The organism is Hymenobacter sp., from assembly GCF_036387835.1.
GTDB lineage: Bacteria > Bacteroidota > Bacteroidia > Cytophagales > Hymenobacteraceae > Hymenobacter.
Genome location: NZ_DASVSY010000092.1, coordinates 38914 through 64627 on the forward strand (window position 1 = coordinate 38914; position 25714 = coordinate 64627).

27 protein-coding genes are annotated in these 25714 nt (G+C 54.1%); 17 read left to right on the forward strand and 10 right to left on the reverse strand.

Going from position 1 to position 25714, the window contains the following annotated elements; translation table 11 throughout:
- Positions 1–26 precede the first annotated feature (26 nt).
- Positions 27–1235 (reverse strand): homogentisate 1,2-dioxygenase, encoded by a 1209-nt coding sequence (locus VF639_RS17625; RefSeq protein ID WP_331147247.1) that lies wholly within the window; start codon positions 1233–1235, stop codon positions 27–29.
- 264 nt (positions 1236–1499) lie between these two features.
- On the opposite strand from VF639_RS17625, the gene VF639_RS17630 reads away from it, so the two are divergent.
- Positions 1500–2495 carry a transglutaminase-like domain-containing protein gene (locus tag VF639_RS17630; protein WP_331147248.1) on the forward strand — a complete coding sequence of 332 codons (996 nt, stop codon included), beginning with the start codon at positions 1500–1502 and terminating at the stop codon, positions 2493–2495.
- A 154-nt stretch (positions 2496–2649) separates the two neighbouring features.
- Here the strand turns inward: VF639_RS17630 and VF639_RS17635 are convergent, their stop codons facing one another.
- Positions 2650–4332: a S41 family peptidase gene (locus VF639_RS17635; protein WP_331147249.1), complete on the reverse strand. Its 1683-nt coding sequence runs from the start codon at positions 4330–4332 to the stop codon at positions 2650–2652.
- Positions 4333–4734: 402 nt separating this feature from the next.
- Here VF639_RS17635 and ruvX point away from each other — a divergent pair, with 402 nt between their 5' ends.
- The 4 genes from ruvX (at position 4735) to VF639_RS17655 (ending at position 7125) form a co-directional block, all read left to right on the forward strand.
- A complete protein-coding gene (gene ruvX, locus VF639_RS17640; RefSeq protein WP_331147250.1) occupies positions 4735–5145 on the forward strand; it encodes a Holliday junction resolvase RuvX in 411 nt (136 codons plus the stop codon).
- Positions 5142–5741 carry a peptide deformylase gene (gene def, locus VF639_RS17645; protein WP_331147251.1) on the forward strand — a complete coding sequence of 200 codons (600 nt, stop codon included), beginning with the start codon at positions 5142–5144 and terminating at the stop codon, positions 5739–5741. The genes ruvX and def overlap by 4 nt, the downstream gene beginning before the upstream one ends.
- Before the next feature lie 152 nt (positions 5742–5893).
- On the forward strand, positions 5894–6868 hold the full coding sequence (locus VF639_RS17650) for a zinc dependent phospholipase C family protein (protein WP_331147252.1): 975 nt from the start codon (positions 5894–5896) through the stop codon (positions 6866–6868).
- Positions 6869–6960: 92 nt separating this feature from the next.
- A complete protein-coding gene (locus tag VF639_RS17655; RefSeq protein WP_331147253.1) occupies positions 6961–7125 on the forward strand; it encodes a C1orf53 family protein in 165 nt (54 codons plus the stop codon).
- A gap of 435 nt (positions 7126–7560) precedes the next feature.
- Here the strand turns inward: VF639_RS17655 and VF639_RS17660 are convergent, their stop codons facing one another.
- Positions 7561–8406 carry a class I SAM-dependent methyltransferase gene (locus VF639_RS17660; protein WP_331147254.1) on the reverse strand — a complete coding sequence of 282 codons (846 nt, stop codon included), beginning with the start codon at positions 8404–8406 and terminating at the stop codon, positions 7561–7563.
- Positions 8407–8624: 218 nt separating this feature from the next.
- Between VF639_RS17660 and rpmB the strand changes: the two genes are divergently transcribed.
- From rpmB to rimO, 6 genes are all read left to right on the forward strand, one after another.
- Positions 8625–8864, forward strand: a complete 240-nt coding sequence (rpmB, locus tag VF639_RS17665) for a 50S ribosomal protein L28 (protein ID WP_022825070.1) — start codon at positions 8625–8627, stop codon at positions 8862–8864.
- A gap of 131 nt (positions 8865–8995) precedes the next feature.
- Complete coding sequence (locus VF639_RS17670; RefSeq protein WP_331147255.1) at positions 8996–10627, forward strand: aminopeptidase P N-terminal domain-containing protein; 1632 nt, start codon at positions 8996–8998, stop codon at positions 10625–10627.
- Positions 10628–11037: 410 nt separating this feature from the next.
- Positions 11038–11220 carry a 50S ribosomal protein L33 gene (gene rpmG, locus VF639_RS17675; protein ID WP_227610342.1) on the forward strand — a complete coding sequence of 61 codons (183 nt, stop codon included), beginning with the start codon at positions 11038–11040 and terminating at the stop codon, positions 11218–11220.
- A gap of 7 nt (positions 11221–11227) precedes the next feature.
- On the forward strand, positions 11228–11389 hold the full coding sequence (locus tag VF639_RS17680) for a DUF4295 domain-containing protein (RefSeq protein WP_022825072.1): 162 nt from the start codon (positions 11228–11230) through the stop codon (positions 11387–11389).
- A 203-nt stretch (positions 11390–11592) separates the two neighbouring features.
- Positions 11593–12567: a signal recognition particle-docking protein FtsY gene (ftsY, locus tag VF639_RS17685; protein WP_331147256.1), complete on the forward strand. Its 975-nt coding sequence runs from the start codon at positions 11593–11595 to the stop codon at positions 12565–12567.
- 105 nt (positions 12568–12672) lie between these two features.
- Positions 12673–13989, forward strand: a complete 1317-nt coding sequence (gene rimO, locus VF639_RS17690; RefSeq protein ID WP_331147257.1) for a 30S ribosomal protein S12 methylthiotransferase RimO — start codon at positions 12673–12675, stop codon at positions 13987–13989.
- Between the two features lie 281 nt (positions 13990–14270).
- On the opposite strand, the gene VF639_RS17695 is transcribed toward rimO, so the two are convergent.
- Positions 14271–15476 (reverse strand): acyltransferase family protein, encoded by a 1206-nt coding sequence (locus VF639_RS17695; RefSeq protein ID WP_331147258.1) that lies wholly within the window; start codon positions 15474–15476, stop codon positions 14271–14273.
- Positions 15477–15840: 364 nt separating this feature from the next.
- On the opposite strand from VF639_RS17695, the gene bshC reads away from it, so the two are divergent.
- The 3 genes from bshC (at position 15841) to VF639_RS17710 (ending at position 18793) form a co-directional block, all read left to right on the forward strand.
- Positions 15841–17433: a bacillithiol biosynthesis cysteine-adding enzyme BshC gene (gene bshC, locus VF639_RS17700; RefSeq protein WP_331147259.1), complete on the forward strand. Its 1593-nt coding sequence runs from the start codon at positions 15841–15843 to the stop codon at positions 17431–17433.
- A 167-nt stretch (positions 17434–17600) separates the two neighbouring features.
- Positions 17601–18194, forward strand: a complete 594-nt coding sequence (locus VF639_RS17705; protein WP_331147260.1) for a 5-formyltetrahydrofolate cyclo-ligase — start codon at positions 17601–17603, stop codon at positions 18192–18194.
- An 86-nt stretch (positions 18195–18280) separates the two neighbouring features.
- Positions 18281–18793: an ExbD/TolR family protein gene (locus VF639_RS17710; protein ID WP_331147261.1), complete on the forward strand. Its 513-nt coding sequence runs from the start codon at positions 18281–18283 to the stop codon at positions 18791–18793.
- Positions 18794–18820: 27 nt separating this feature from the next.
- On the opposite strand, the gene VF639_RS17715 is transcribed toward VF639_RS17710, so the two are convergent.
- The 5 genes from VF639_RS17715 to mnmC2 all read right to left on the reverse strand — a co-directional run bounded on the left by VF639_RS17715 (position 18821) and on the right by mnmC2 (position 22504).
- The gene (locus VF639_RS17715) at positions 18821–19300 is read right to left on the reverse strand and encodes a hypothetical protein (protein WP_331147262.1); all 480 of its coding nucleotides are present in this window, start codon (positions 19298–19300) and stop codon (positions 18821–18823) included.
- Between the two features lie 5 nt (positions 19301–19305).
- Positions 19306–19932, reverse strand: a complete 627-nt coding sequence (locus VF639_RS17720; RefSeq protein ID WP_331147263.1) for a GDYXXLXY domain-containing protein — start codon at positions 19930–19932, stop codon at positions 19306–19308.
- A gap of 3 nt (positions 19933–19935) precedes the next feature.
- Positions 19936–21150: a DUF2157 domain-containing protein gene (locus VF639_RS17725; protein ID WP_331147264.1), complete on the reverse strand. Its 1215-nt coding sequence runs from the start codon at positions 21148–21150 to the stop codon at positions 19936–19938.
- A 62-nt stretch (positions 21151–21212) separates the two neighbouring features.
- The gene (locus tag VF639_RS17730; RefSeq protein ID WP_331147265.1) at positions 21213–21743 is read right to left on the reverse strand and encodes a hypothetical protein; all 531 of its coding nucleotides are present in this window, start codon (positions 21741–21743) and stop codon (positions 21213–21215) included.
- A 65-nt stretch (positions 21744–21808) separates the two neighbouring features.
- Positions 21809–22504, reverse strand: a complete 696-nt coding sequence (mnmC2, locus tag VF639_RS17735; RefSeq protein WP_331147266.1) for a tRNA (5-methylaminomethyl-2-thiouridine)(34)-methyltransferase MnmC2 — start codon at positions 22502–22504, stop codon at positions 21809–21811.
- Positions 22505–22633: 129 nt separating this feature from the next.
- On the opposite strand from mnmC2, the gene VF639_RS17740 reads away from it, so the two are divergent.
- From VF639_RS17740 to rlmN, 3 genes are read left to right on the forward strand one after another with little or no spacing between them, the layout of a single operon-like run.
- A complete protein-coding gene (locus VF639_RS17740) occupies positions 22634–23059 on the forward strand; it encodes a thioesterase family protein (protein WP_331147267.1) in 426 nt (141 codons plus the stop codon).
- A gap of 54 nt (positions 23060–23113) precedes the next feature.
- Positions 23114–23620, forward strand: coding sequence for a hypothetical protein (locus VF639_RS17745; RefSeq protein ID WP_331147268.1), 507 nt, complete (start codon positions 23114–23116; stop codon positions 23618–23620).
- Between the two features lie 57 nt (positions 23621–23677).
- Positions 23678–24745 carry a dual-specificity RNA methyltransferase RlmN gene (gene rlmN / locus VF639_RS17750; protein WP_414654754.1) on the forward strand — a complete coding sequence of 356 codons (1068 nt, stop codon included), beginning with the start codon at positions 23678–23680 and terminating at the stop codon, positions 24743–24745.
- 37 nt (positions 24746–24782) lie between these two features.
- Here rlmN and VF639_RS17755 read toward each other — a convergent pair whose 3' ends face one another.
- Positions 24783–25679: a hypothetical protein gene (locus VF639_RS17755; RefSeq protein WP_331147270.1), complete on the reverse strand. Its 897-nt coding sequence runs from the start codon at positions 25677–25679 to the stop codon at positions 24783–24785.
- Positions 25680–25714: the final 35 nt, after the last annotated feature.

Sequence of the window (25714 nt, forward strand, 5' to 3'; positions counted from 1 at the left end):
GCGTGCAATTCGATATTAGTCAACTACTAATCCATCATGTCGGCTGCTTTGGGTGCCTCCGGCACAAAGTCGAGTTGCCAACTCATGGGGTAGCGTGGATCCACGTAGGGTAAGGCGGCTTCCGTGAGGTAAAGCGGGCGGAATGTGTCGACCATCACGGCGAGTTCATGGGTTTCCTTTTTGCCCAAGCTAGCTTCCACCGTGCCGGGGTGCGGCCCGTGCGGGATGCCGCTCGGGTGCCAGGTAAACGACGCCAGATCCACACCCCGCCGCGACATAAAGTTGCCCGCTACGTAGTACAGTACCTCGTCGGAATCGACGTTGGAGTGGTTGTAGGGCGCGGGAATGCTAAGCGGGTGGTAGTCGAAAAGCCGCGGTACAAACGAGCAAATCACGAAGTTGTGTGCCTCGAAGTGCTGATGCACGGGCGGGGGCTGGTGCAGGCGGCCGGTTATCGGCTCGAAGTCATGGATGCTGGTAGCATAAGGATAGAAGTACCCGTCCCACCCCACCACATCGAAAGGCGAATGGGCGTAGGTAAGCTGGTGCAGCTGACCTTCCTTCTTGATCTTCAACAGATACTCACCCGACTCCTGCACATCGTCCGTCACCAACTCGCTGGGTGGCCGGATATCCCGCTCGCAATATGGCGAGTGCTCCAGCAACTGCCCGAAGTGGTTGCGGTAGCGCCGGCACGTTTCCACGGGGCTAAACGACTCGATAATCAGCAAGCGCACCGGTCCTTCCTCGAAGTGCAACTGGTGAATGATGGTACGCGGAATAACCACGTAGTCGCCGGGCTCGAACACTACTTTGCCCATCTGGCTCCACAGTTCACCCCGGCCTTCGTGCACGAAAATTACTTCGTCGGCCAGCGCATTTTTGTAGTAGTAGCGCATGCGCCGCTCGGTGGGGTTGCAGATGCTGAGCGTAACGTCGGCATTGCCAAGCATGGTTTGACGGGCGGTTAGGTAGTCACCGCCGGTGGTAGTCTGGGCCAGGGTGCGCAAGTGGCTGGGCTGCAACGGCCGATCCTTGAGCAGCTTAGGGCTGAACGGCTCGGGCTGTCCTACCTGCCGGATGTCGGTGGGCGGGTGCTGGTGGTAGAGCAGCGACGAGACCCCGTGGAAGCCGAGCGTACCCACCAGCTGCTCGGCGTACAGCGTGCCGTCGGGCTGGCGGAACTGGGTGTGGCGCTTGCGCGGAATCTGGCCGAGGCGGTGGTAGTAAGCCATACGAACAGGGTGGGTTTGGGTGGGATGGAGCGAGAAACTTGGTACGTGAAGGTAAGAACGTTTGAGAGGATGCGGGTAAGCGAAAAGGTTGCTGGTGTATGCGTAGTACCAGTATTGCAGAATCTAGGGCAGTGGCTTCGTGTAAACCGAAACCCGGTGGCACTCCGAATCGGGGCTGTTCTTAAACACTCCTCCGATACGATACGTTACTTTTGCAACTCCTGTGTTGGCTGCTATTAGCCAGTTGGGTGTTCCGCTTCCTGTATGTCTGCCACTATCCTCCGCTACTTGTTACCTGTGGGCTTTGCCTTGCTGGCCGCCGGACCCGCACCCACACCCCGGACGCGTACGTTCACCTTCGATTATACCGCGACGGTTCCGGCGCTGCCAACCGGCACCGATTCGCTGGAGCTGTGGCTGCCTGTGCCCCACCCCGATGCTTCGCAGGATATAAAGCAGCTGGAAATCAAGACCAAGGTGCCCTACACCATCACCAACGCGCCATTTGGCAATAAGGTGCTGCATCTGAAAGTGCCCGCCGCACAAGCTGCCGGCCTCACCGTTGATATGCGCTTTCAAGCCACCCGGCGGGAGCACCAGAACCCACTTTTGGCCGGCGCAAAGCCGTCGTCGCGCCCCACGGAGCCTACCGACCCCAACATGGCCCGCTGGCTGGCCCCCGACCGTCTGGTCCCGCTTGATCCTAAAATCAAGGAATGGGCGCAGGAGGTGGTAACCAAAGCCAACGCCAAAACCGACCTCGAAAAAGCCCGCGCCATCTACGAGCACGTCGTCAGTACCGTCACCTACGACAAAACCGGGCAGGGCTGGGGGCGTGGTGATATCTACTACGCCTGCGACGCCCGCCGCGGCAACTGCACCGACTTTCATGCCGTGTTTATCGGCTACTGCCGGGCATTGGGTATCCCGGCGCGCTTCAGCATCGGCTTCCCGCTACCTGCCGAGCGCGGAGCCGGTGAAATCAAAGGCTACCACTGCTGGGCCGAGTTCTACACCAAGCAAACTGGCTGGGTGCCCGTCGATGCCTCTGAAGCCGCCAAAGACCCGTCGCGCCGCACCTACTTCTTCGGGGCCCACGACGAAAACCGCGTCGAGCTCACCCGGGGCCGTGACTTAGTATTAGCTCCACATCAAAAAAGCAGCCCATTGAACTACTTCGTTTATCCTTACGCCGAAGCCGACGGGAAGCTGCTCGAAGGGGTGAAAGGCCAGTTTCGGTACGAAGATCTAGGGAAGTAGGTACCGTGGATTTGAGTTATAGCGCGAAATGGAAGCTACAGGAACCCCGCAAAATTTTGCCCCTATAACCCCTCCTAGCTATTAGATCAGAACGGCCGGAGCAAGAAGCTCCGGCCGTTCTGATCTAATAGCTTTCTGTACTTAGAAGCAAGGCTTACTTCATTGATAGCTTCTGCATAGGGTTGGCCGAACCGTTGCCTACGGCTTGCAGCGCTTGCTTCAGTTCCGCGTCCTGATCATGTAGCACGGCATAATACGTTTGTTTGCCGTAAGCACTGCGGGCCACGTAGGCTTTTATTTGGTTGCGCAACAGGCTAGCACAGCGGCGCAAGTGCGCTGGGTTGGCGGGCATACCGTCACGGGCGGCCATTTCGGCTAAGCCTTGTAATTGCGCGTCGGTGATGCGGAAGCCGCTTAAAAACTGCTCGGGACGCATGGCTTCCAGTTCCATTTTGTGCTCCTGAAAGTAATTTACCGCATACTCGCGCACCAGATTGTGGCTCTGCAAACGCGTGTAGTACGCCGAGAAAGCCGAGGTGTCGCGGGGCACGAATATGTCGGGCATGATGCCGCCGCCGCCGTACACTATGCGGCCATGGTCGGTGTGGTAGCGTAAGGAGTCGTCGAAATGAATGCTGTCGGCGTGGAACAGCTCCCCGTGCCGGAGGCGGTTCTGCAAATCCTGCTCGTAAGCGGCCAAGCCCTTGCGGTATGACTTCTGAATGCTCCGGCCCGAGGGCGTGTAGTAGCGCGCAATAGTGAGGCGCAGTTCCGACCCGTCGTTAAGCGCAATCGGCTGTTGCACCAAGCCTTTGCCATAGGTACGGCGGCCAACTACCAGCGCCCGGTCGTGGTCCTGCAAAGCACCAGCAACTACCTCGGCGGCCGAGGCGCTGCCTTCATCTACGAGCACTACCAGGGGACCTTCCTCGAACTCGCCCGCCACCCGCGAAAAGGTTTGGGTGTCGTACTGGTCGCCTTTGCCGTCGGTGTAAACTATTTTGCGGGTACCGCCAATGAATTCGTCGGCTAGTTTAGTAGCCCGGTCGAGGTAGCCGCCGGGGTTGCCGCGCAAATCTAGCACGAGGCTGGTCATGCCCTGGCGGCGCAGGTCGCCGAGCGCCTGCTTGAACTCGTCGTAAGTGCCACTGGCAAACCGGCTTACTTTGATATAGCCGGTTTGATTATCGACCAGATAAGCTACATCAACTGAGTTGTTAGGAATGCGGTTGCGGATAACGGCTACGTTTAGTGGCTTCGCCTGGTGCCGACGCAGAAGCTGCAAAGTCACTTTCGAGCCCCGAGTACCGCGCAGCTTCCCAAACATTTGCTCAGTGGTAATATGAATGCCAGAAACCCGCTCGCCGTTCACTGCCATAATCCGGTCGCCGGGCTGCAGGCCCGAAAGTTCGGCCGGGCCGCCACTGAGCGGAGCCACCACCGTCACGGTGTCGCGGAAAATATTGAATTCCACCCCGACGCCGTCAAAATCACTCTGCAGAAAAGACGCCGCTCGCTGTTGCTGTTTGGCCGGAATAAAAACCGAGTGCGGGTCCAACTGCTCTAGCATCCGGCCAATAGCATAATCCGATAAAGCCTCTGCGTCAACCGAATCCACGTAGTCGCGGTCTACATAGCTCAGAATCTCCTTGAATTTGAGGTAGCCACGGGCCGTACCGTCGGGGTTTTGGCTGGACGGTTGGAATGGGTTGGCTCCTAAGATCACGCCACAAGCCAACGTCAGCGCCAGTAGTAGCGGCTGGTGCACCTGCCGCCGTGAGTTGCGGGGAGTAGGCTCCGAAGCAGGCATAGGCTGAGGCGTGGACTTTGTTGTCATGATAAGGTTTAGGCTAGGATAGAAACAGGCAGTGGAAGTGCCGCTCAACACAGAAGCGCTATTCAAAAATATTAAAACATTTCCAAGATAATAGCATCATAAGTTCTTGTGTATGAATTTTCGAATAACAATGCAATTATATCTTTATTACAAGCAAAAAATTATATAATGTGCATATGTCGGTGCAAATTAGCTTAACATGAACCTTGTATAATGTGGCCCGATAGGATGGGTAATATTAGTATAAAACTAATTTCATAAATTAAGGTCTTAAAAAGGCGCAACCACAGATTGCGCTGGTATGATCTGGTAGGAAGCTCCCTGGTTTTAATGCGCTGTCGTATCTTTGAAACGGTGGCCCGAGCGGCTGTGCTATAGTATTCTTTTGAACATCGTTCTGGTATGGGCCGTATTCTCGCCATTGACTATGGCAATAAGCGTGTTGGGCTTGCCGTGACGGATCCTCTGCAGCTCATTGCCACACCCCTCGACACGGTGCACAGCAAGGACTTACTGACTTACTTAAAAGCCTATCACCAGCGCGAGCCCTTGGTGGCCCTTGTGGTCGGAATGCCCAAAACGCTGCTCAACGAAGCAACCGACAGCACAAGTGCCGTTGTGGGCCTGATCCGGAGCCTGCGCCGTGAGTTTCCTGATGTGCCCGTGCATGAGATAGACGAACGGTATACCTCTCGTATGGCCCACGCCGCTATGCTGGCTGGCGGCCTCAGCAAAAAAGACCGCCGCGACAAAGCCACCGTCGACCGGGTGAGTGCCACCCTTATTCTGCAATCTTTCCTCGCATCCCAATGATTTACCCAATAGTTGCTTTTGGCGACCCTGTACTGAAAACCCGCGCCAAAGACATTCCCCAAGACTTTCCAGCCGACGAGCTGAAACAGGTTGTGCAGGATATGTTTGAAACCATGTACCACGCCCACGGCGTAGGCTTGGCCGCGCCGCAAGTAGGCAAAAGCATCCGGCTGTTCGTTATCGATTCGGAGCCAATGATTGACACCGAAGACGAGGAAACCGGCGAGCCACTCACTGATGCCGAGAAGCCTGTAAAACGCGCCTTTATCAACCCCCGAATGGTAAGTGAAACCGGCGAAGAATGGGGTTTCGAGGAAGGCTGCCTAAGCATTCCGGGCGTGCGCGAAATGGTATACCGCAACGAGGATATCGTGCTTCGCTACGAAGACGAAAACCGCCAGCCACACGAAGAGTCTTTCAGCGGCATGACGGCCCGCGTCATTCAGCACGAATACGACCACTTGGAGGGCGTACTCTTCACCGACAAGATTTCCGGCTTCAAAAAGCAGCTCATCAAGGGAAAGCTCACGCGCATCAGTAAAGGCGACGTGAATGCCGACTACCGCATGCGGTTTGTCAGCCAAGGTCGGCGGTAGGTTAGCGGCATCAAAATAGAGAAATAGCTGTTGGAGCTGAACAAGAGGTTAGGTATTTTCGCTGTTTTGCTTTTCGGGCTGGCAGTGTACTAAGGCCCAATCACTTCAATCACTTGTTCTTAGTTTATATCTACGGGCCTATTTCTCGTGTTATGAAGAAAAAACTACCGTTGCTCCTCTTCCTAGTGTTGCTTTTGTGGCCGCAGCAGCCGCAGGCGTGGGGTTTCTTCGGGCATCGGCTCATCAACCGGCTGGCGGTGTTCACGCTGCCACCCGAGATGATTGGGTTCTACAAGACCAACATCGAGTATCTGACCGAAAATGCCACCCGGCCCGACTCCCGCCGCTCGGTGGTACCCGGCGAAGCGGCTCGCCACTTCCTAGACGTGGATGTATATGGTGACTCTGCCCTGGCCAAGCTGCCCCGCTCGTATGCCGACGCAGTAGCCAAGTACGGCGAAGATTCTCTGATGCGCCACGGTATTGTGACCTGGCAGGTATTCCGGATGAAGGGCCAGTTGACCGAAGCCTTCCGCCAGCGCGACGCCGACCGGATTCTAAGCTTATCGGCGGACTTGGGGCATTATATAGCTGATGCCTGCGTGCCGCTGCATACCACGCACAACTACAATGGCCAGCTTACGGGCCAGCGTGGCATTCACGGCTTGTGGGAGTCCCGACTGCCCGAAATCTTAGCCGCGAACTACGATTTTTTCACAGGTCCCGCGCCGTATCTGGAGTCGCCGTCCAAAACTATTTGGACAACCGTAGCTCGCTCCAATGCGGCCGTAGATTCGGTGCTGCGGTTCGAGAAAGAGCTAACCAACAAGTTCGCCGATGATAAAAAGTACGGCTTCGAGGAGCGCAACAACCAAACAGTCCGCGTGTATTCTCGCGAATTCAGCCGCGAATATCATCAGCGGCTTACGGGTCAGGTGGAGCGGCAAATGCGGCTGGCGCAACGCCTGATTGGAGCTTTTTGGTACACCTGTTGGGTGGACGCCGGGCAGCCCGACTTAGATAACCTACCTAAACAGCCTTCTCTGAAAGAGCAGCAGCGGTTGGCACAGGAAACCAAGGAATTACAGCAAGCTCCTACGACCATAGCGCCCGGCCATGAAGATTAGGATAGCAGATTACAACCTCACAAACCACTCATATAGCTCAGTTAAAAAATTAGAGTGGAACTTTGCGGCCTCTCTGCTTGCTGAACAGTTCTATGCCTAACTCCGCTTTTCTAGCGCAACCGCTCCAACCCGGCGACTATTACCTCACCCCGGAAGGCTACATGGTCTTCACCGAGCAGTACCACCGTCGCCGTGGCAATTGCTGCGGCAATGGTTGCCGGCACTGCCCGTGGCGAAAAGCTAAATCCGCCAAGTAGAAAACCGATTGAATGTCGTGCTTGATCCGGCATCCGCGCAGAACACAACATCAGCAAGCCAGCCGCTTTGAGAAGAGGATACTAGATCAAGCAGCATAGGTAATCAACTTCTCAAACAGGTTCATAGGTAGGCCTGCAGCTACAGCGAATGACGGTTTAAATAAAAGCCCGCCGTGTCACATCTACATGTGATGCGGCGGGCTTCAACAGTAGGTAGCTTGCATAAGCGCTAACCTAGTAGGAGAAACCTTTCAGTTTCTGCTCTGGCCGTGTTCATGAGGCGTTTCTCCTTGCTACTATAATTAATTTCATTCAGAGTGACCATACGCTAGTTTACACAGATACGCTTTATACAGATAGACCATCAAAGCAAAAGAGCGCCCAACACATGTGGCGCTCTTTTGCTTTGTGGTGCAGGTTATAACAGGCAGGTGGTTAATTCACTCGCAGCCAATAAGAGCCGCCATGGGTTTCAACGCCCTGTAGAGCCGGCTGCTGCCAAAGAGGGGTTAAGATGCCACTCAGCTCGGGGTCCTGGCTGATGAAGTAGTTCGGCAGAATCGTTTCGTACTTCTCGGGGTTTGCCAGGATGAAGGCGGCCAGCATGTACTGCTCGGAATACGCCCGGTCGCACATGAACTGCGGATAATCGTAGGGTAGGTAGATGTCGTGAATGTGCACGATGACGCCGGAGGCCAACCGCGGCAGCACTTCTAGGAAGAACACCATGGAGTCGGAGTTGGGCAACACCCGGTGCGAATTGTCGATGAACAGAATATCGTTGGCCTTAAGCGAATACAGAAACGAGAAGTCGGTATCCTCGAAAGGCTTGCGCACTACGTGTTGGGCCAGTTGGTCGATTTCAGCCCGTGGGTAGGGGTCGATAGACGTAATTTGAGTGGGCAGGCTTTGGTCGCGGATAGCCTTGGCGGCCACTTTGGTGGAGTTGCCCGAGCCTACTTCTACGTATTGTGCCGGCCGAAAATGCGCGAGCATTCCGTAAATAGCCACTATGTCGAGGCCCGGCAAGAAGGTGTTGTTCCAAGCGGGTTGCTTGGCGTCGGTTTCAACCTTGGCATCTTTTACCTGCTCGAAGATGGGCTTGTAGGTCAGGATGCCATTAAGCAATTCCCGATACGTTTCCCGGTGCCGGTTGATGAGGTCGTAGAGCGGCTGGTGCGGCGGTTTGCCATGACCGTAGCGCGGTTCGAAACTAACTTTATACTCTAGGAACAGATTTTGGTATTTGGGCGATACGAACTGATAGAGTTCCTTCAGCATAGGAGCAAGTAGTTACAGGAGAGGGCCAACCATTTCAGATTAGTTGGCAGTTGGCAAAACTACGGTTTTCTGCGTTTCTGTTTCAGCCGCAGCCGCCTATCATAAAAGCAAGTCAGGGTTTTCCTATTGACTTGTTGAGGAGACATTTGGCTATTGTCAAACTTATACCGATATTTGCGCCCCTGTTTCTAGCATTGTAACCTCAACCTTCAGATATCATGGCCCGAGTTTGTGATTTGACCGGCAAGCGTACCCGCGTAGGCAACAACGTGTCGCACGCTAACAACAAGACCAAACGCAAATTCTACCCGAATTTGCAGAAGAAGCGCTTCTACATCCCCGAGGAAGATTCGTGGGTGACGTTGAAAGTAGCTACCAGCACCATCCGCACCATCAACAAGAACGGCATCATGTCGGTCCTGAAGAAGGCCAAGGAGCAAGGCTTCATCGTTTACTAGTCTAGCCTTCCCGGCTTACTCTAGCGCAAACGTATTAGCAGACGCGTACCTGAACTAAAAAGCAATTTTCGGTTCGGGTACGCGTCTTTGTTGTATCTGCCTGATTCCATTCTTGCGTTTTTGCTCTCGCCATGACCTGGTTTTTCCGCCCGCTGCTGCTCGCTTTCGGTTTAAGTGCCTCGCTACATAACGGATACGCGCAGCGGGCGGCGGACTCCGGCCGTCCCACCGATTTTCTGGACCCGGCCTTTCACAAAAGTCGGCGGGAGTTGTTGCGGCAGGCACTGCCGGCCGGGTCAGTGGCGGTGCTATTTGCGGCGCCAGTCCGTAACCGGGCCAATGATGTTGATTACATCTACCACCAAGCCCCCGACTTCTACTACCTGACCGGCTACGACGAGCCCGACGCTGTGTTGGTGGTCTTCAAAGAGCCGCAAACCGTGGGCGGTCAAGCAGGAATTACCGAGGCTTTGTTTGTGCAGCCGCGCAACCCCAAGGCCGAGGTCTGGACGGGCCGACGATTGGGTACGGAAGGAGCAAAGCAACAGTTGAAACTACAGTATGTAGCCGACAACACGGGTTTCGCGGGAGCCGGTATCCGGTGGGCAGACTTTCAACACATCCATTTTCTCGACTTGCTCACCGATGTGCGCGATGACGCGCAAGACCCCGCCGACCTGTTTGATTTAGTTGCTAGCTTCCGCCAGCAGGCGGCTATTCCAGTCGCATACGATGCCAAGAAGGTTGAACTGTACCGTCTAATTGAACGCTCCGGCATCACAAATGCAGTCAAGGTAAAAGCGTATCTGGAAAATATGGTGAAAACGCAGCCAACCCTGGTAGCGGATGCCTACGTGCAGAACTACCTACAAGCCACTACCGATGCCGAGCGTCAAAAAGTTATGGCTGCCCGTCCCATCAACCGTTTTGAAAACGCGGTGCTCGATGACGCGCTAAACGAAATGCGCGCCATAAAGACTCCCGAGGAACTGAACCTGCTGCGCCGGGCTGTCCGCATTAGCGCCGTAGGGCAACAAGAAGTAATGAAAGCTCTGCGCCCTGATATGGGGGAGATGGAAGTGCAGGGCTTACACGAATATGTTTACAAGCAGTATGGCGCCGAGTTCGAAGGCTACCCGAGCATCGTGGGAGCTGGTAACAACAGCTGCATTCTGCACTACGTAACCAATGACAAGCTCCACCTAGGCAACGACTTGGTACTGATGGACTGCGGGGCTGAGTACCACGGCTACACGGCCGATGTAACCCGCACCGCGCCGCCCTCGGGTAAGTTCAGCGCTGCCCAACGGCAGATATATGAACTGGTGCTGGCGGCGCAGGATGCCGCCATCCGGGAGTGTAAGCCCGGCAACGAGTTTCAGGCTCCCAACAAAGCCGCGCAGCAGGTGGTAGCAGAGGGCCTGATCAAGCTAGGCATCATTCAGAAGTTTGAAGAAATGCGCCGCTATTTCCCGCATGGCACCAGCCACTACCTCGGCCTCGACGTGCACGACCGGGGCAGTTACGGTCCCCTCAAACCCGGCAACGTCATCACAGTGGAGCCCGGCATCTACATCCCGGAGGGTAGCCCTTGCGACAAGAAGTGGTGGAATATTGGGGTTCGCATCGAAGACGATGTGCTCATCACCACCACGGGCGCCGAGAATTTATCTAAGGAAGCGCCGCGCACGGTAGCCGAGGTAGAAGCCATGATGGCTAAGCCAAGCGCCCTCGACGATTTTAAACTGCCGCTGTTGAAATAGCTGGCGGCTGATTGAGGGTGAAGACGCTCAGATAATTGCTTGTCTGTCCTGCTAAGCGCAGCCGGAGCCTCCCACGTGCTGACGCCAGATCAAGCATGAGACGGCCTGGAGAAATTTAGTGGACTTCTTGAACAGCTTCGGTGAATGAGGAAGACCAATATTGGTCGTGCAGCGGCCTAGAGTTTATGGTAAAAGTTGATTTTAGATCAAGTAGCGGTGCTAGAATGGTAAGACCTCTCGCACCATCATGTAGGGCTAAGAAGCTTGTTTGGTTGCTTCAGTACCATTTCGCTACTCAACAACTATTTAACAATCAACAACCAACCATCAACAATTTAACTATTCAACCACTTGTCAATCCCGAAAAGAGCTGTACCTTTGCAGTCCTTAATCCCAAAAACCCCGTCGAGATGGCTAAGAAAGGAAACCGGGTGCAGGTAATCCTCGAATGCACCGAGCACAAGAACTCGGGTCAGCCGGGCACCTCGCGCTACGTCACCACCAAAAACCGCAAGAACACGCCTGAGCGCATTGAATTGAAAAAATTCAACCCCGTGCTCAAGAAGATGACCGTTCACAAGGAAATCAAGTAATTGAGTTATGGCTAAGAAAGTAGTAGCAACCCTGAAAGTAGCAGGCGGCAAAGACTGGGCGAAAGTTATTCGCGCTGTCAAGTCCGATAAAACTGGTGCCTACACCTTCCGCGAGGAAATGGTGCCCGTTGACAAAGTGCAGGAGTACTTAAGCACTGGCGTTAAGTAGTTCAGCGCCCTCGTGGCCCCCTGACCGAAGTGAAGAAGTCCCGCCAGTGTGGGACTTTTTTCGTGTTGGGGATTTATTCTAGTGCTTAGTGCTCAGTTGTTGATGCTTAGTTACTTAAGTAAGCAAATAGCGTGAGTGAACCTGCCGCCGTTCATAGCGGCTGCGCAACTAAGCACTACCAACCAAGCACTAAGCACCAATAGATGGGCCTCTTCGATTTTTTCAAAAAAGACAAGGAAAACAAGGAGCAGCAGGAGTCGTTGGATAAAGGGCTGGAAAAAACCAAAACCAACTTCTTCGACCAACTCAGCAAAGCCGTGGTGGGCAAAGCTACCGTGGACGAAGCGGTGCTCGACGACCTGGAAACGTTGCTGGTGCACGCCGACGTCGGTATCGATACCACCGTAAAGGTTATCGACCGGATTGAGAAGCGCGTGGCCCGTGACAAGTACGTGAGCACCTCGGAGCTGGACCGCATCCTGCGCGAGGAAATCGTGGACTTGCTGCAAGACAATCGCACCTCCGGCTCCAATGCCATCCTTGATCGGCCCGATAGCCCCGGCCAGCCTTTCGTGATTATGGTGGTGGGCGTAAACGGGGTGGGCAAGACCACTACTATTGGCAAACTGGCCCACCGTTTCCACAGTGCCGGCAAGAAGGTGGTGCTAGGAGCCGCCGATACATTCCGGGCCGCCGCCGTCGACCAACTTATCATTTGGGGCCAGCGGGTAGGCGTGCCGGTGATTTCACACGGTATGAATACTGACCCGGCTTCGGTAGCTTACGACGCTATCAAACAGGGAGTGGAATTGGGTGCCGACGTCGTGATTATTGACACGGCCGGCCGCTTGCACAACAAGGTGAACCTGATGAACGAGCTGAACAAAATCAAGCGCGTGATGCAGAAGGTGATTCCGGATGCGCCCCACGAAGTATTGCTGGTGCTCGATGGTAGTACCGGGCAGAATGCTTTTCTGCAAGCCAAAGAATTCACGAAAGCCACCGAAGTATCGGCCCTAGCCATCACCAAGCTCGATGGCACGGCCAAAGGCGGCGTAGTCATTGGTATCAGCGACCAGTTGCAGGTGCCGGTGCGCTACATTGGGGTAGGAGAGAAGATGACCGACTTGCAGCTGTTTGATCGGCGCACGTTTGTCAACTCCTTGTTTAAAAAGTAAGTAGCGCGAAGTTTTACTTCGCGGACCAGCCGTACCATCTGAACTTTACCGGGCCGGTACGCCGTTCAACGATTCGCGAAGTGAAACTTCGCGTTACCATTCCTTATGAAAGTTAGAAGCCAGCAGGCCAATAAAGTAAACGTCATCACGCTTGGCTGTTCCAAGAACGTTGTCGACTCGGAAGTGCTGATGGGGCAGTTGCGCGCCAATCAGTTCGAGGTGACGCACGAGGCTGATAAGAGCGACGCTAATATTGTGATTATCAATACCTGCGGCTTTATCGATAACGCCAAGCAGGAAAGCATTGATACCATTCTGCGCTACGCCGACGAAAAAGAAGCGGGCAAACTGCAGAAGCTTTACGTAACAGGTTGCCTCTCGCAGCGCTACAAAGACGACCTGGAGGCGGAAATTCCGCAGGTCGATGCCTACTTCGGGACGCTGGAGCTGCCGCAGCTGATGAAAACGCTGGAAGCCGACTACATGCACGAGCTAGTGGGCGAGCGGCTGCTGACTACGCCGCAGCATTATGCCTACTTCAAGATTGCCGAAGGCTGCAACCGGCCGTGCTCGTTCTGCGCCATTCCGCTGATGCGCGGCAAGCACGTAGACCGCCCCATAGAAGATCTGGTGCGCGAAGCCAAGCGCCTGGCTAGTATGGGCACCAAGGAGTTGATCCTGATTGCGCAAGACCTGACTTACTACGGCCTGCAAGCCTACGGCGAGCGGAAGCTAGCCGATTTGCTCCGTCACCTCTCTGATGTGGACGGTATCGAGTGGATCCGGATGCAGTATGCCTACCCGTCGCAGTTCCCCCTGGAGGCGCTCGACGTGATGAACGAGCGTGCCAACATCTGCAAGTACCTGGACATGCCCTTGCAGCACGTTTCCGATAACATGCTGAAAACTATGCGGCGCGGCATCAGCCGGCGCCGTACTATTGAGTTGGTGGATACCATTCGGCAGCGTGTGCCCAACATTGCCTTGCGCACTACCCTCATTGCCGGCCACCCTGGCGAGACGCAGCAGGATTTCGAGGACCTTTACGACTTCGTGGAGCAAACCCGCTTCGACCGGCTTGGCATCTTCACCTACTCGCACGAGGATAACACCCATTCCTTCAGCCTGCCCGACGACGTACCGACTGACGTAAAGCAGGACCGCGCCGACCAGATCATGGAGTTGCAGCAAGGCATTTCGATGGAGCTGAACGAGCAGAAAGTCGGGCAGACCTACAAGGTGCTTTTCGACCGTAAGGAAAGCGGCTACTTCGTGGGCCGCACCGAGTTTGACTCGCCCGAAGTGGACAACGAAGTGCTGGTACCCGCCACGAAGAATACTTTTATTCGCCTAGGTGACTTCGCTAACGTTAAAATTCACGAAGCTTCGGACTTTGATTTATACGGGCAACTCGTTTCGTAATCAACAAGACCTACCCATCAACAAAAAGGCGCTCCTTCTAGAAGGAGCGCCTTTTTGTTGATGGAACCTTATTAATTTCTTGGAAGCCTGTTTAGAGAGTTACTCGAACGTCCTGCGGTGTGGTCGAAGTATCTCGCTAGAGTGGTAATCAAGTTACTTTGGCAACGTCAGTACGCGAGGTGCTTCGACTACGCCTCCGGTTCCTGGCTTGAGGCGCCACATGCGGACGCCAGATCAAGCAGAAAGTTTAGGAGAAGTTCAATTGACTTTCAGCTTCTTGGTTACGCAGAGGGACTTCCTAAATCTAGCTGCATAAGCTGGCCCGATGGGGTGATGACTGGTTCCACGGCCTTGCCATCTTGTTCGATAGCTAGCTTGCGCTTGTTTTTCAGGAGCAGGAAATACTTTTCAAAGTAGGTGTAGCTCAGCCACGCTAGCCCCGCGCTTATAGGCAACCCAACTCCAACTCGGATGACCGTGTTGAGCGGAGTGGAAGGTACGTGCAACTGATCAGAGCCAATAGTCAACAGCTCAAGCACGATGCTATGTAAGCAGTAAAAGCCATAAGTGAACGTTCCCCAATACGTCAGGAAGGGAATATTCTTGATTTTAAACCAAGAGCGGGTAGCGTAATTTTGCTCTAGAATGACCAGAACAAAGAAAAACGATTGGGTGATGTGTTGATCAGTAACTGCTTTTACCGCTGAAGGAAGAAACTTCTGCGGCCCTAGAGTAAGTAAGCCGAGCAGATAAATGCCTGTGATAGTCCAACGCGACCAGCCGGCTATAGATTGGCGGAAAGCTGGATAGTGAAAACTAAGCCAACCAATAGCGCCACCCATTGCCATATCCGACATAACGGCGAATGTATGCCGGTAAGTCAGGAAAAAATTCGCTTGATGAGTGAAGCGGAACCAAAAAGAGGCCGCCATAATCAGCAAAAACGCGCCCGGCCGCCAGCGACGAAAGAGAAACATCAACAAGATGGGCCATACCAGATAGAACTGCTCTTCGACAGCTACCGACCACAGCACGGCCAAACTGCCAGCCGCTGGCTGTGCCCCCTTCCACACCGAGTCCATGTTGCCTAGGAAAATCATGTGCAGCCCCAAACTTGCAGTTTCGTGGTGGGGCATGTGCAGCAAGTGCATGATGAGCGGGTGCACAAAAAAACCGTATCCAATGACCACATAAAACAAGGGCCAAATACGCAGGATACGGCGACGGTAAAAAGCCAGCAAGTCGATTCGCTGATGCCGTTGCTCTTCTTCCAAGAGAAGGTAGGTAATCAGAAAACCGGATAGTACATAGAAGAAATTGACACCCAGAGTGCCTTTATTGAATACGCTAAACGCAGGTGAAGAAGCTACTCCCCCAGGTGCGTTGGCGACAAGACCATGGAAAGCAAAAACTCCTAAGCAAGCTAGCGTGCGTAATCCGTCTAGATTAGGGAAGTAGGTTTTGGGTTGTTGGATATTGGATACCATGATCACGCGGCATTAAAACGTTTTAATGCCCAAATATTGCAAACTTATATGGAGTTGTTGCAAGATCTGCAGGCTTTTTTGCCTAAAAATTCTATAAAATAGAAATAGTGATATTATCTATATTGAGCTTATGATCCAGAATGCAAAATGACAGCTGCTAGTACGTGGGTAGTTTAGTTATAGTTGTCTATTTAAGCAGATATGATTCAGTATTATATTGACGCAAACTGCTGATATATAAACTTTTAATTATATAGAAATTGGGCTTTTGTTGGTGCAAGCGAGGCCTCGTCTAAGCTGATCCCACAAATTGCCAGTTACTTTGTGGCGGCTGGCCGGTTATAGCCGAATTATTCCCCACTGTATGTCTGTCACGACCCTGCGCTACGCCGATACCGGCGCGTTTTCTCCCTTAATCACTGCCTATCTGGCCCAGCATGAGTCTTTAGCCCCGTTTTACCACCGCTTCCCGGCCCTCGATACGTTTGCGGCGCAGATAGAAGAGAAAAAGGCGCAGTACACTCCCGAGGCACGGCAGCGGCTGGTAGCTGCTTTACGGGAGCAATACGCCACGCTACCCGAAGTACACGAGCAGGTGCAGGCCAACCTCGACTTACTGGAAAAAGATACCACCTTCACTATCACAACCGGCCATCAACTCAACCTCTTGACCGGCCCGCTGTATTTCGTGTACAAAATAGTAACGGCCGTAAAACTTAGCCGTCAGCTGAAAGAGCAGTATCCGCAGTACGACTTCGTGCCGCTGTATTGGATGGCTACCGAAGACCACGACTTCGCTGAAATCAACCATCTGCACCTGTTTGGGAAGAAATACGAGTGGAACTCCGCTGAACAAGGCGGCCCAGTAGGTCGGTTGAAGCTCGACGGCCTGCGGGAAGAACTACTAGACCAACTGCCCGCCGACGTACCAACTGCTTTCCACGAAGCCTATCATGAATCGGCAACGCTAGCCGATGCCATGCGCCGACTTACGCACAGCCTATTTGGGCAGTACGGCTTAGTAAGCCTCGATGCCGATAAGCCTGAGCTGAAGCAAGCCTTGGTGCCAGTGCTGGAGCGCGAGATTCTGGAGCAGGCTTCCAACAAAGCCGTGCAGGCCGCCAATACCCAGCTGGAAGCCGCTGGTTTTAAACCCCAAGTGTATTCGCGCCCTCTCAACTTGTTTTTCCTGACTTACGCCGGCAAGCGGGAACGGTTGGAATACGATGCAGCGGCCGACTGCGTGCAGATAACGGTGCGCAACACCAATCGATGTCACACGCAGGAAGAACTGCTGGAACTGGCCCGGCAGCACCCCGAGCAGTTCAGCCCCAACGTGGTGCTCCGGCCGTTGTACCAGGAGCTGTTGTTGCCCAACCTGTGCTACATCGGGGGCGGCGCGGAGGTGGCGTATTGGTTTCAGCTGAAGCAAGTGTTTGCCGAGAATAAGGTGCCGTATCCGGTTTTGCTGCTTCGTAATTCGGCCCAGTATATTGGCAAAGCCATTGCGGGTAAGCTGCGCAAGCTTGGGCTCACGTCGACGGATATTTTCCGGCCATTGTCAGATTTGAAGAAGCAGGTAGGCGCATCCTTGGGGCAGGAGGAAATCAGCCTGGCCACGCAGCAACAGGCGCTGGCAGCCGTGTTCAAGGAAGTAGCCGATCTGGCCCAGCGCCTCGACCCTACGCTGGTGCGCACCGTGGCCGCCGAACAGCAGAAAGCCGCTACCAGTCTCGCCAGTTTGGAAAAGCGCCTTAGCAAAGCTTCGGAAGCCAAGCACGAAACAGCTTACAGCCAGCTAGCCGCGCTCAAAGAAAAGCTCATGCCCGAAGGCCAGCTGCAAGAACGAATCGACAACGTGCTCAGCATCCTAATCAACAATCCGCAGTTCATCGACCAATTGCTGGAGGCATTTGACCCGCTGGCGCTGGAGTTTACGGTGCTGGAAGAGGAGTGAGGTAGCGCGGAAATCCGTTCCGCGACGAGCAGCGCGAGTTCCTACGCGTCAGGATCAGATGGTGCGGTACCGGATACTCGCTGTGCTCGTCGCGGAACGGATTTCCTGTGGTTTCCGCGCTACAAAATGTGACTGTCCACACACCCTAAGAAAGCTCAAGATTAGCAATGTCAGTGAAAGCCGAACTGCGCCAATACATGCTTGCTCGCCGCAAGGCGTTGCCGCCGTACGAGTTGGCACGGCGTAGCACGATGTTGCGCAAGCATCTGTTCTATTACTTCAGCATAGCGCAGTGGGAGTGGCTGCATGTGTTTCTGCCAATTCCGCAGCAGCACGAGCCAGATACCTGGGAGATTATCCGCTGGATATGGGAGTATGACCTTCCGGTGAAGCTGGCCGTGCCCGTAGTACAGCCCGATGGCGTGAGCTTGCGCCACCACCACCTCACACCTGATACCCGGCTGGTTACCAACCGCTGGGGTATTCCGGAGCCAGTGGAGGCTCCGGAGGTTTTTCCGCAACAGCTGGATGCCGTGCTGATTCCTTTGCTGGCCTTCGACATAACAGGGCATCGTGTGGGGTATGGCAAAGGGTTCTACGACCGATTTCTGAGCGAGTGCCGCCCCGATGCGTTGCGCATTGGGATGAGCTGGGAACAGCCGGTGCCTGCCATTGAAGACGCCTCACCCCATGATGTACGCCTGCATGCCTGCCTGACTCCGATGGGCATTCGGTGGTTTGGAGCCGAGGCCTGGAGTTGAGCTATCTGGTGCGCTGAACCACCTAACAATAAGCAACTGCACAGCACCGTTGCTTGGTTGTTCGTTCACTATATACCGTTCTTGTTATGGCTGAAATTCAATCTTCCGCTCCCGCTGGCCGTGGTACCAAACCTCGCCGCAAGAAAATGTCGACCCGCATCGACATGACTCCCATGGTCGACCTGGCCTTCCTGCTGCTCACCTTCTTCATCCTGACGGCTTCGTTCAACAAGCCCACTGTGATGGAGCTAGCTATGCCTGACGGCAAGGGTCCTCAAACTCCTGTTTCTGAAAAAGGAGCGCTTACCCTGATTCTAGGCAAGAGCGGCCAAGTGCATTACTTCTTCGGCTTGAACACCGAAGCCGAGCCCGCCACGCTGCACACCACAACCTTCGGCTCCGACGGCCTGCGGCAGGTGTTACTTCAGCGGCAGCGGCAACAGCCCGCACCTACCGTACTTATCAAGAGCGTTCAGGATGCCAAGTACCGTGACCTGGTGGACGCGCTGGATGAAATGACTATTACAGATCAGCAGAAATACGCGCTGGTAAATCTGTCGGCAGCCGACAAGAAATTACTGGAAAAGAATTCGTTGTAAGTCGTAGTAAGCTAGCCACTTGCTGTATTAGCGGGTGGCTAGCTTGCCGGCTTGGTAGCTGCTATAGCCGAGAGTAGCCACTGCTAAGAGTTGCAAGAAATATGCGCCATTTAACAGCAACTGGTAGGGATTAACGGGTGAGGCAACTGGAGTTTCAGTGGCGTTTAAGGGTGGATAAACCGTCCAGCTACCTATGCCGCCTGCAGTCAACGGAGAAATCAAGCAGGTGATTATACCAATCGATAGGGTACTAAATGCTGCAAGCAATAAGTAGGTCGGCAGAGAATACCGACTTCGCAACAGCAAAAAGAAGTTGACCAGCAAGAGTAGGAGTAAAAACAATATGCCTACTAGAAATAAGGGCTGCCCTACGAAATACGTGTTGTGCATCTGGCTATCAAATTGTGGCTGCAGTAACGCGTCAAAGCCTAATAAGACACCGGTCAACAAAACGGCTAGCACCAACGACACCAACAGCCAAGGCAGCACCAGCCGCAAAATTTTCAAGGGCATCACGGTGCGGTTGTTGCGTTCGAAGATGTTGGCAGCACATCCACTTGCTTGATCCGGGCTTGCCCCCACGGCGCGATACTGACCTGTACCCGTAGGGTTTGCTTCGGCTTCAGTTTGCGGCCGGTATTTTCGGGGACGTAGTACCGCTCGAAGCCGTAGCGCAGGCGTATGCTGCGCCGAAACGTATCGGCTACCCAGCCGCGGAGCACTACCTGGTTGGCCGGTACCTTGGGCTCTTGCGGATACACGGCTACGGCCTCATAATCGCCTTGTCGGGATTCTAGAACCACGTACACGGCTTGTTTGCGCCGCGGCGTAGCAGAACCGCGCCATAAGTGGCTTGGAATCTGGCTGATGCTGTAGTTTAAGTTAAGATGGTCGCCGTAGAGTAAGTCGCGCGGGTCGATGGCGGTGGTGCGCAGCGTGATGGTGCGGCCAAATGCAGCCGTGGCATAACCAGCCGCTGCTACCGCCAGCACAAACAGCACCTGTGCCACCACCAGCCACCGCACCCCCTGCCGCCTGCGCGACTCGTGCATCTGCGGCAACGGAGCAGGTGTAGGTAAGGCAGGGGGAGCCGGCGTATTGGCGGCCGTTGAATGCGAGGATTCAGGAGAAGTCGGCATGGGTTATTCGGGGGCTTTAACCGAAAAGGTTTCCGTGGCACGGCGGCGCAAAAACCACCACAGGCCTAGCAGCAGTAACCCGCCTAACAAGAAAAACAACGACTTGTCCATGAAGCCCCAGGTGAGCTTGAAGTAAGCCACGGCCGTAGTTAAAATGAAAAGCGCCGTGCCCAGCGTCACCCGGTCCGGGTTTTGCTCGTGGTGGGCGCGGGCCAGCACCGACCCCGAGTACGCGTAAAGCACCACCAGCGTAGCCACGGCCAGCGGCAGCCCGCCGGGCAGGTAGAAGCCTGGTAGTAGCAGCAGCCAGTCAGTAGCGCTGCTTAGGCGGCCCCTGGCGCGTTTGCCCCAGAGCGAGAAAGCCAGCACGGCCCCCAGCGCCGCCAGATACGCCAGCAGTGGGGGCCGCAACTCCCCGGCGTACGTATCCGTTTCTCCAAACAAAGCCAGCCCCAGTGTAAACAAGAAGGCCGCTACCAGTGGCGGACCTTGCAAAGCACGGCCAGCGGGGCGGTCAGCTTGCCAATCGCCAGCGGCATAAATGAGCATGGCCGGTACGAAAAACCACGTGATTTTGACGTGTAAGTGGTTCACAAGTAACGCAGTTTGCCAAAGCAAGCCCGTCGCCAGCACTCCACCTAGCAGCGAATCGGGGCGCCGCCACCAGTAGTAGCCTAGCCCGCCCGCCGTGAGGACGGCCGTGAAATAGCTGAATACGCCCAGCTGCCCCGTGTTGTAGCCCTGCACAATGCCCCCGATGACAACGGTGAGCAAAAACACGAACTGGCTACGGTACAGCCACGTCAGCAGGATACCTACCACGGCCCAGGCCAGCAGCCCGGTTAGGTCGTAGCCAATGAGCTGGTACATCTGGCTGGTAAGTACGATACCCGTCCCAAACAGGATTAGTCCTAACCCCACCAAGCCCATGCCCAGCGCTTCGTACTGGCGCCGCAGAAAATATTCGGCGGCAGCATAAGCACCTGTCAACGACCCTAAGAGCAGCCCCATTCGCATCAGCTCCGGCATCTCCTGCCAGTTGGCCGCTACCACGCTCAGCGCACTTAGCCCGATAAGCAGGCTGCCCAGCAGCGGCAGCAGCCCAATAGCGCGTTGTTCGGCCGGGTAGAGGGCCAGCAGCTGCGCGTGCTGCTCCGGGCTGATAATGCCTTTGCGCACCCATTCCAGTCCGTCCGTTTCCAGTAGCTTTCGACTCATAGATAGTGCAACTTACGCAGGAAGGCGGGAAAGAGCCGTTCGGCTGCCAGCTTTGTGGCGCATTATTCTATTGGTTCCCATTTGCCTTTTTTGAAAAAGACATCGCCAAATTTGGGGGAGTGAAATACATAATAAAATACTCGGGTATTTGTGTAAAGAGTGGGATTGTCACTAATAATATGATGGGTTGGAATACTGGTGTGGAGAACAATATGAGGATTTCTGTAATATTCAATAAATGAAACGGTGCCAGAATAAGTTTTAATAACTTCTTCCTGCTCGGTTTCATAGAAAAATAACTTATTGCGTTTAGTTATTTCAAATCTGAAATGATTGTATTGCCAGTCAGCTTGCTTGCCCGGACATTTTGTTCTATCAATTACATAGTTGCCATAGATGTCTCCTCGCTCAATATCAGTAGACATAAAGACACGAACGAGTCCACTCAAGACAACCAAGCCAAATACTGAAATCCATGTCAGACCAAGCACTTTGCCGAATATGCTTTCGCCTGTTAGAATCCAAGCAGCAATTAAAATAACTGTAAATGGAATTAATATACATATAAAAAATAGATTGAATCCAAAGCCCATGCTTATTTGATTTATATTTCCCTTTTCTATTTAATGAGTAATGTTTTTGGAATAATTATTTTTAACTATAAGCACTCCAACGCTTTCCTTGCCCGCGTCATTTCGCGCTTGCCAGGCGGACCGGGAATTTTTTCCACCAGCCAGCCAGCGGCCTTCAAGCTACGGCGGAAACTACCCTTAGCACAGTAACTCACCAGCACGCCTCCCGACGCGGTGGCCGCATAAAGTTGCGCAAACACTTCATTGGTCCACATATCCGGCTGCTTCTCCGGCGCAAAGGCATCGAAGTAAACTACATGGTAGGTATCGTTGGGCAGCGGGGTGTCTTGCAGGGCACCCGTAATTTTATGGAGGGCAAACCGCGGCGTAAGTACCACGAGGGTATCCCAGGCGGCGTTGTGCAACTGTTGATGATAATCGAGCAATTCTGGATTGAGCACATACCGCTCTACGCCAAGCTCCCTGATAACAGCGGCGGGCAGCGGGTACTTCTCAATAGTATCGTAGCGGATGGGGTAGGGGCTGGCCAAGCTGCGCTGCAAGGTCAGCAGGGCGTTGAGGCCCGTGCCGAACCCGATTTCCAATACTCGTACCGGGCTGGTAGGCGTCGTCAGCACGGGTTCGAGGCCAGCGGCCAGATATACGTGCTGCGCTTCCTGCACGGCCCCGTGGGTGCTGTGGTAGTACTCGTCTAGCTCGGGTACGTATAGGGTGCTGGAGCCATCGGCTGTAACCCGGACTTCTACTTTAGGAGTGGTCATGGAGGTCAACAACGAAACAATAAAGTAAATGTCGGAAGGACGAACCGGACAAGATTTGCGGTAGCCTGTTTGCTGGCTGGTTCGTACGCCAACAGTACCATCTAATCTGGTTTCACCTAGCAACTCCTCATGGCCCGCATCAAAGTAAATCTACCCAAAACTTTCCTGTTTTCAGTTGCTATTCCCGTCCGTATCACCGACCTCAACTACGGCGCCCATCTCGGCAACGATTCCCTGCTTGGCATCTTGCACGAAGCTCGTGTACAGTTTCTCGGGCACCTAGGTCAGTCGGAGGTGGACCGCGCCACCGGGCAGGGCTATATCATGGCCGATGTAGCCATCGAGTACAAGGGCGAAGCTTTTTACGGCGACGTGCTGCACATTCAGATGGCCGCTAGCGACGTTCATAGCTACGGATTCGACGTTGTGTACAACGTTGGAAACCAAGATGGCCGCGAAGTAGCCAGAGCCAAAACCGGTATGCTCCGCTTCGACTACAATACGCGGAAGCTGCTGCGTTTGTCGGAAGAAACGACGGCGAGTCTGAGCAGCTAAGCTTCTATTCTTGGCGAATCTTTATCTTTAGTTATCAGTGCTTTCCCTATGCGTATGCCTTCATCTTCTCGGCCACTCGGTTTGCTGCTCCTGCTGGCTGGTGTACTTCTCTCGACAGCGGGACAAGCAGTTGCTCAAGGGCGGGCGCCTAAACCTGGCGCTCCAACGAAACTGCCTGTGGCCCTCGATTCCTCTAAAGTCTATCACTACGTGGAGCGCATGCCAGTGTACCCCGGTGGTGGTGGCATGCAAGCTTTGACGGCTGATTTCCTGCGCGAATTTCGGGGAGCTAGTGCGGCGGCGGGCTGTGCTCCTCCTTCCCCGGTGTTTGTAAGCTTCACCGTGGGGCCCAGTGGCACCATCTACGACGTTAAGAGCGTTAACGATATTAAGAGCGTCAACAATCAATCCACTCCTAACAACTTGCCCAAGCTGTCCGCAGCCTGTGAAGCAGCCTTAGTGGCGGCCGGCCGCAAACTGCCGCGCTTCACGCCAGGCACGCAAAACCGCCGTCGAGTGGCCGTAACCCTCATGCTAAAACTAGCCCAAGGAACCCCCTAAGAGAAGTTGGTTTTCCAGGAACCCAACTGCCTCACACGTTGTATCTTTGCAGCTATGATGATTGACCTGCCCGTAATTTCCAAACGCGACATTCGCAAAATCAGCCCCGACGAGCTCAAAGCCTTTATGGTAGAGCACGGCGAAAAGCCGTTTCGTGCCAAGCAGGTAAGCGAGTGGCTGTGGAAAAACACGGCCTCCTCATTCGAGGAGATGAACAACATTTCCCTGGCCACCCGTCAGCTGCTGGCCCAGCATTTCGTTATCAACGGCGTGACGGTGCAAAACAAGCAGCTCTCCAACGACGGCACCATTAAGTCGGCGTTCAAGCTCTACGATGGCAACATTGTGGAAGGTGTGCTCATCCCGCACGACACCCGCATGACGGCCTGCATCAGCTCGCAGGTAGGCTGCTCGCTTACGTGCAAGTTCTGCGCCACTGGCTACATGGACCGCAAGCGCAACCTCGACGCCGCCGAAATCTACGACCAGGTGGTACGCATCAAGGAGCAGTGCGAAGCCGAGTACGGCACGCCGCTCACCAACATCGTGTACATGGGCATGGGCGAGCCGCTGCTCAACTACGCCAACGTGGTAAAAAGTATCGAGCGCATCACCGCTCCCGACGGTCTGAACATGGCGCCCCGCCGCATCACGGTCAGCACCGCCGGCATTGCCAAGATGATCAAGAAGCTGGCAGATGACGACGTGAAAGCCAACCTGGCCCTGAGTTTGCACGCGCCCAACGACACCAAGCGCAACGAGATTATGCCCATCAACGAAGCCAACTCCCTGGCCGCGTTGAAAGAAGCCCTGCAATACTACCACCAGAAAACCGGCCGCAAGGTCACCTACGAGTACATCGTGTTCGAGAACTTCAACGACACGCTGCAGGACGCCGAAGAGCTGTTCCAGATTTCGAAGTGGCTGCCCTGCAAAGTGAACCTTATCGAGTACAACCCCATCGAAAACGCCGACTACCGCAACACCGGCGAAGCGAAGCTGATGGCCTTCCTGAAGTACCTGGCCGACCGGGGCGTGCAAACCAACCTGCGCCGCAGCCGCGGTAAAGACATCGACGCCGCCTGCGGGCAGCTGGCCGTGAAAGAGAAGTCGGAGGTGGCGTAGTACAACATGGCTTGTATTGTACCCTTACGCTATGGGCTTATTTCTTGCGCTTGCGTTGCGTAGGCGTAACCGTTGTTTTAGTGGAGCTTGATTCTGTAGAGGTAGTGTCTTGCATTCGTGCTAGGCCTCGGTCAACCCGTAGCACTGCGGTGAAAGCGGGACATTCCTCAAACATCAGCCGATCAAGATTCTGCCATAGTTTGCTCTCCATTTGCTTGTTGGTGAATACATCACTGCCAAAAGCAGTGCCTATTTCCTGACCATGCGTAAGCATCATATCATGAACGGCTTGCTGATACAATTCAATTCTTTCAGGAGCAGAACGCTTATCCAATGCGCGTTCGGCGTCTGCGGTACTCAGTTGACCGCATAACCCATGCGAAATAGTTTGTAAGACTTGTTCCTGTGGGACGGTCAACTTGGTATCAACATTGCCCATTTGAACCCCCATTTGCGTTAACAGCTTGCTTGCTGTTGGACAGGTGCTGGCTAGACGTAATATCGCATGAATGGTCAGGCGCTGCATGGCAGCATCAGCGTCAGGCGCCTTTAGTATGAAAGCTTTAAACTCGGTGGAGTCCTGTAAAATTATTATAGCCAGCATATCCTCAATCAAACCCGTTCCTTGCGCCCGGGTGAGTACGGCTAAATCCTGATGTCGGCTTTCTAATGCAATCTGCTCGCACATCCCCTTTGCCATTAGATTTGTGAGGTGTGTCTCACCGGGCAAAGTGTCAGGCAGAATTATTATTAAACTAAACAGCTTGCCAACTCTGCTTGGTACAGAGGTAGTATGCTGGTTTTCCTTTTGTGTGTCTTGGTAGATAATGGTAAGTATTTCGTTTTCAGATGAATAGCTGATTTTGAAAATCTCGCCAAAAAAGGAGTGTATTGGTAATACTAGTAAAGTCGCAAAAAGAAAGTAGTAACGCATAAAGACAATAAGATCTATTGATGGTACTAACGCTA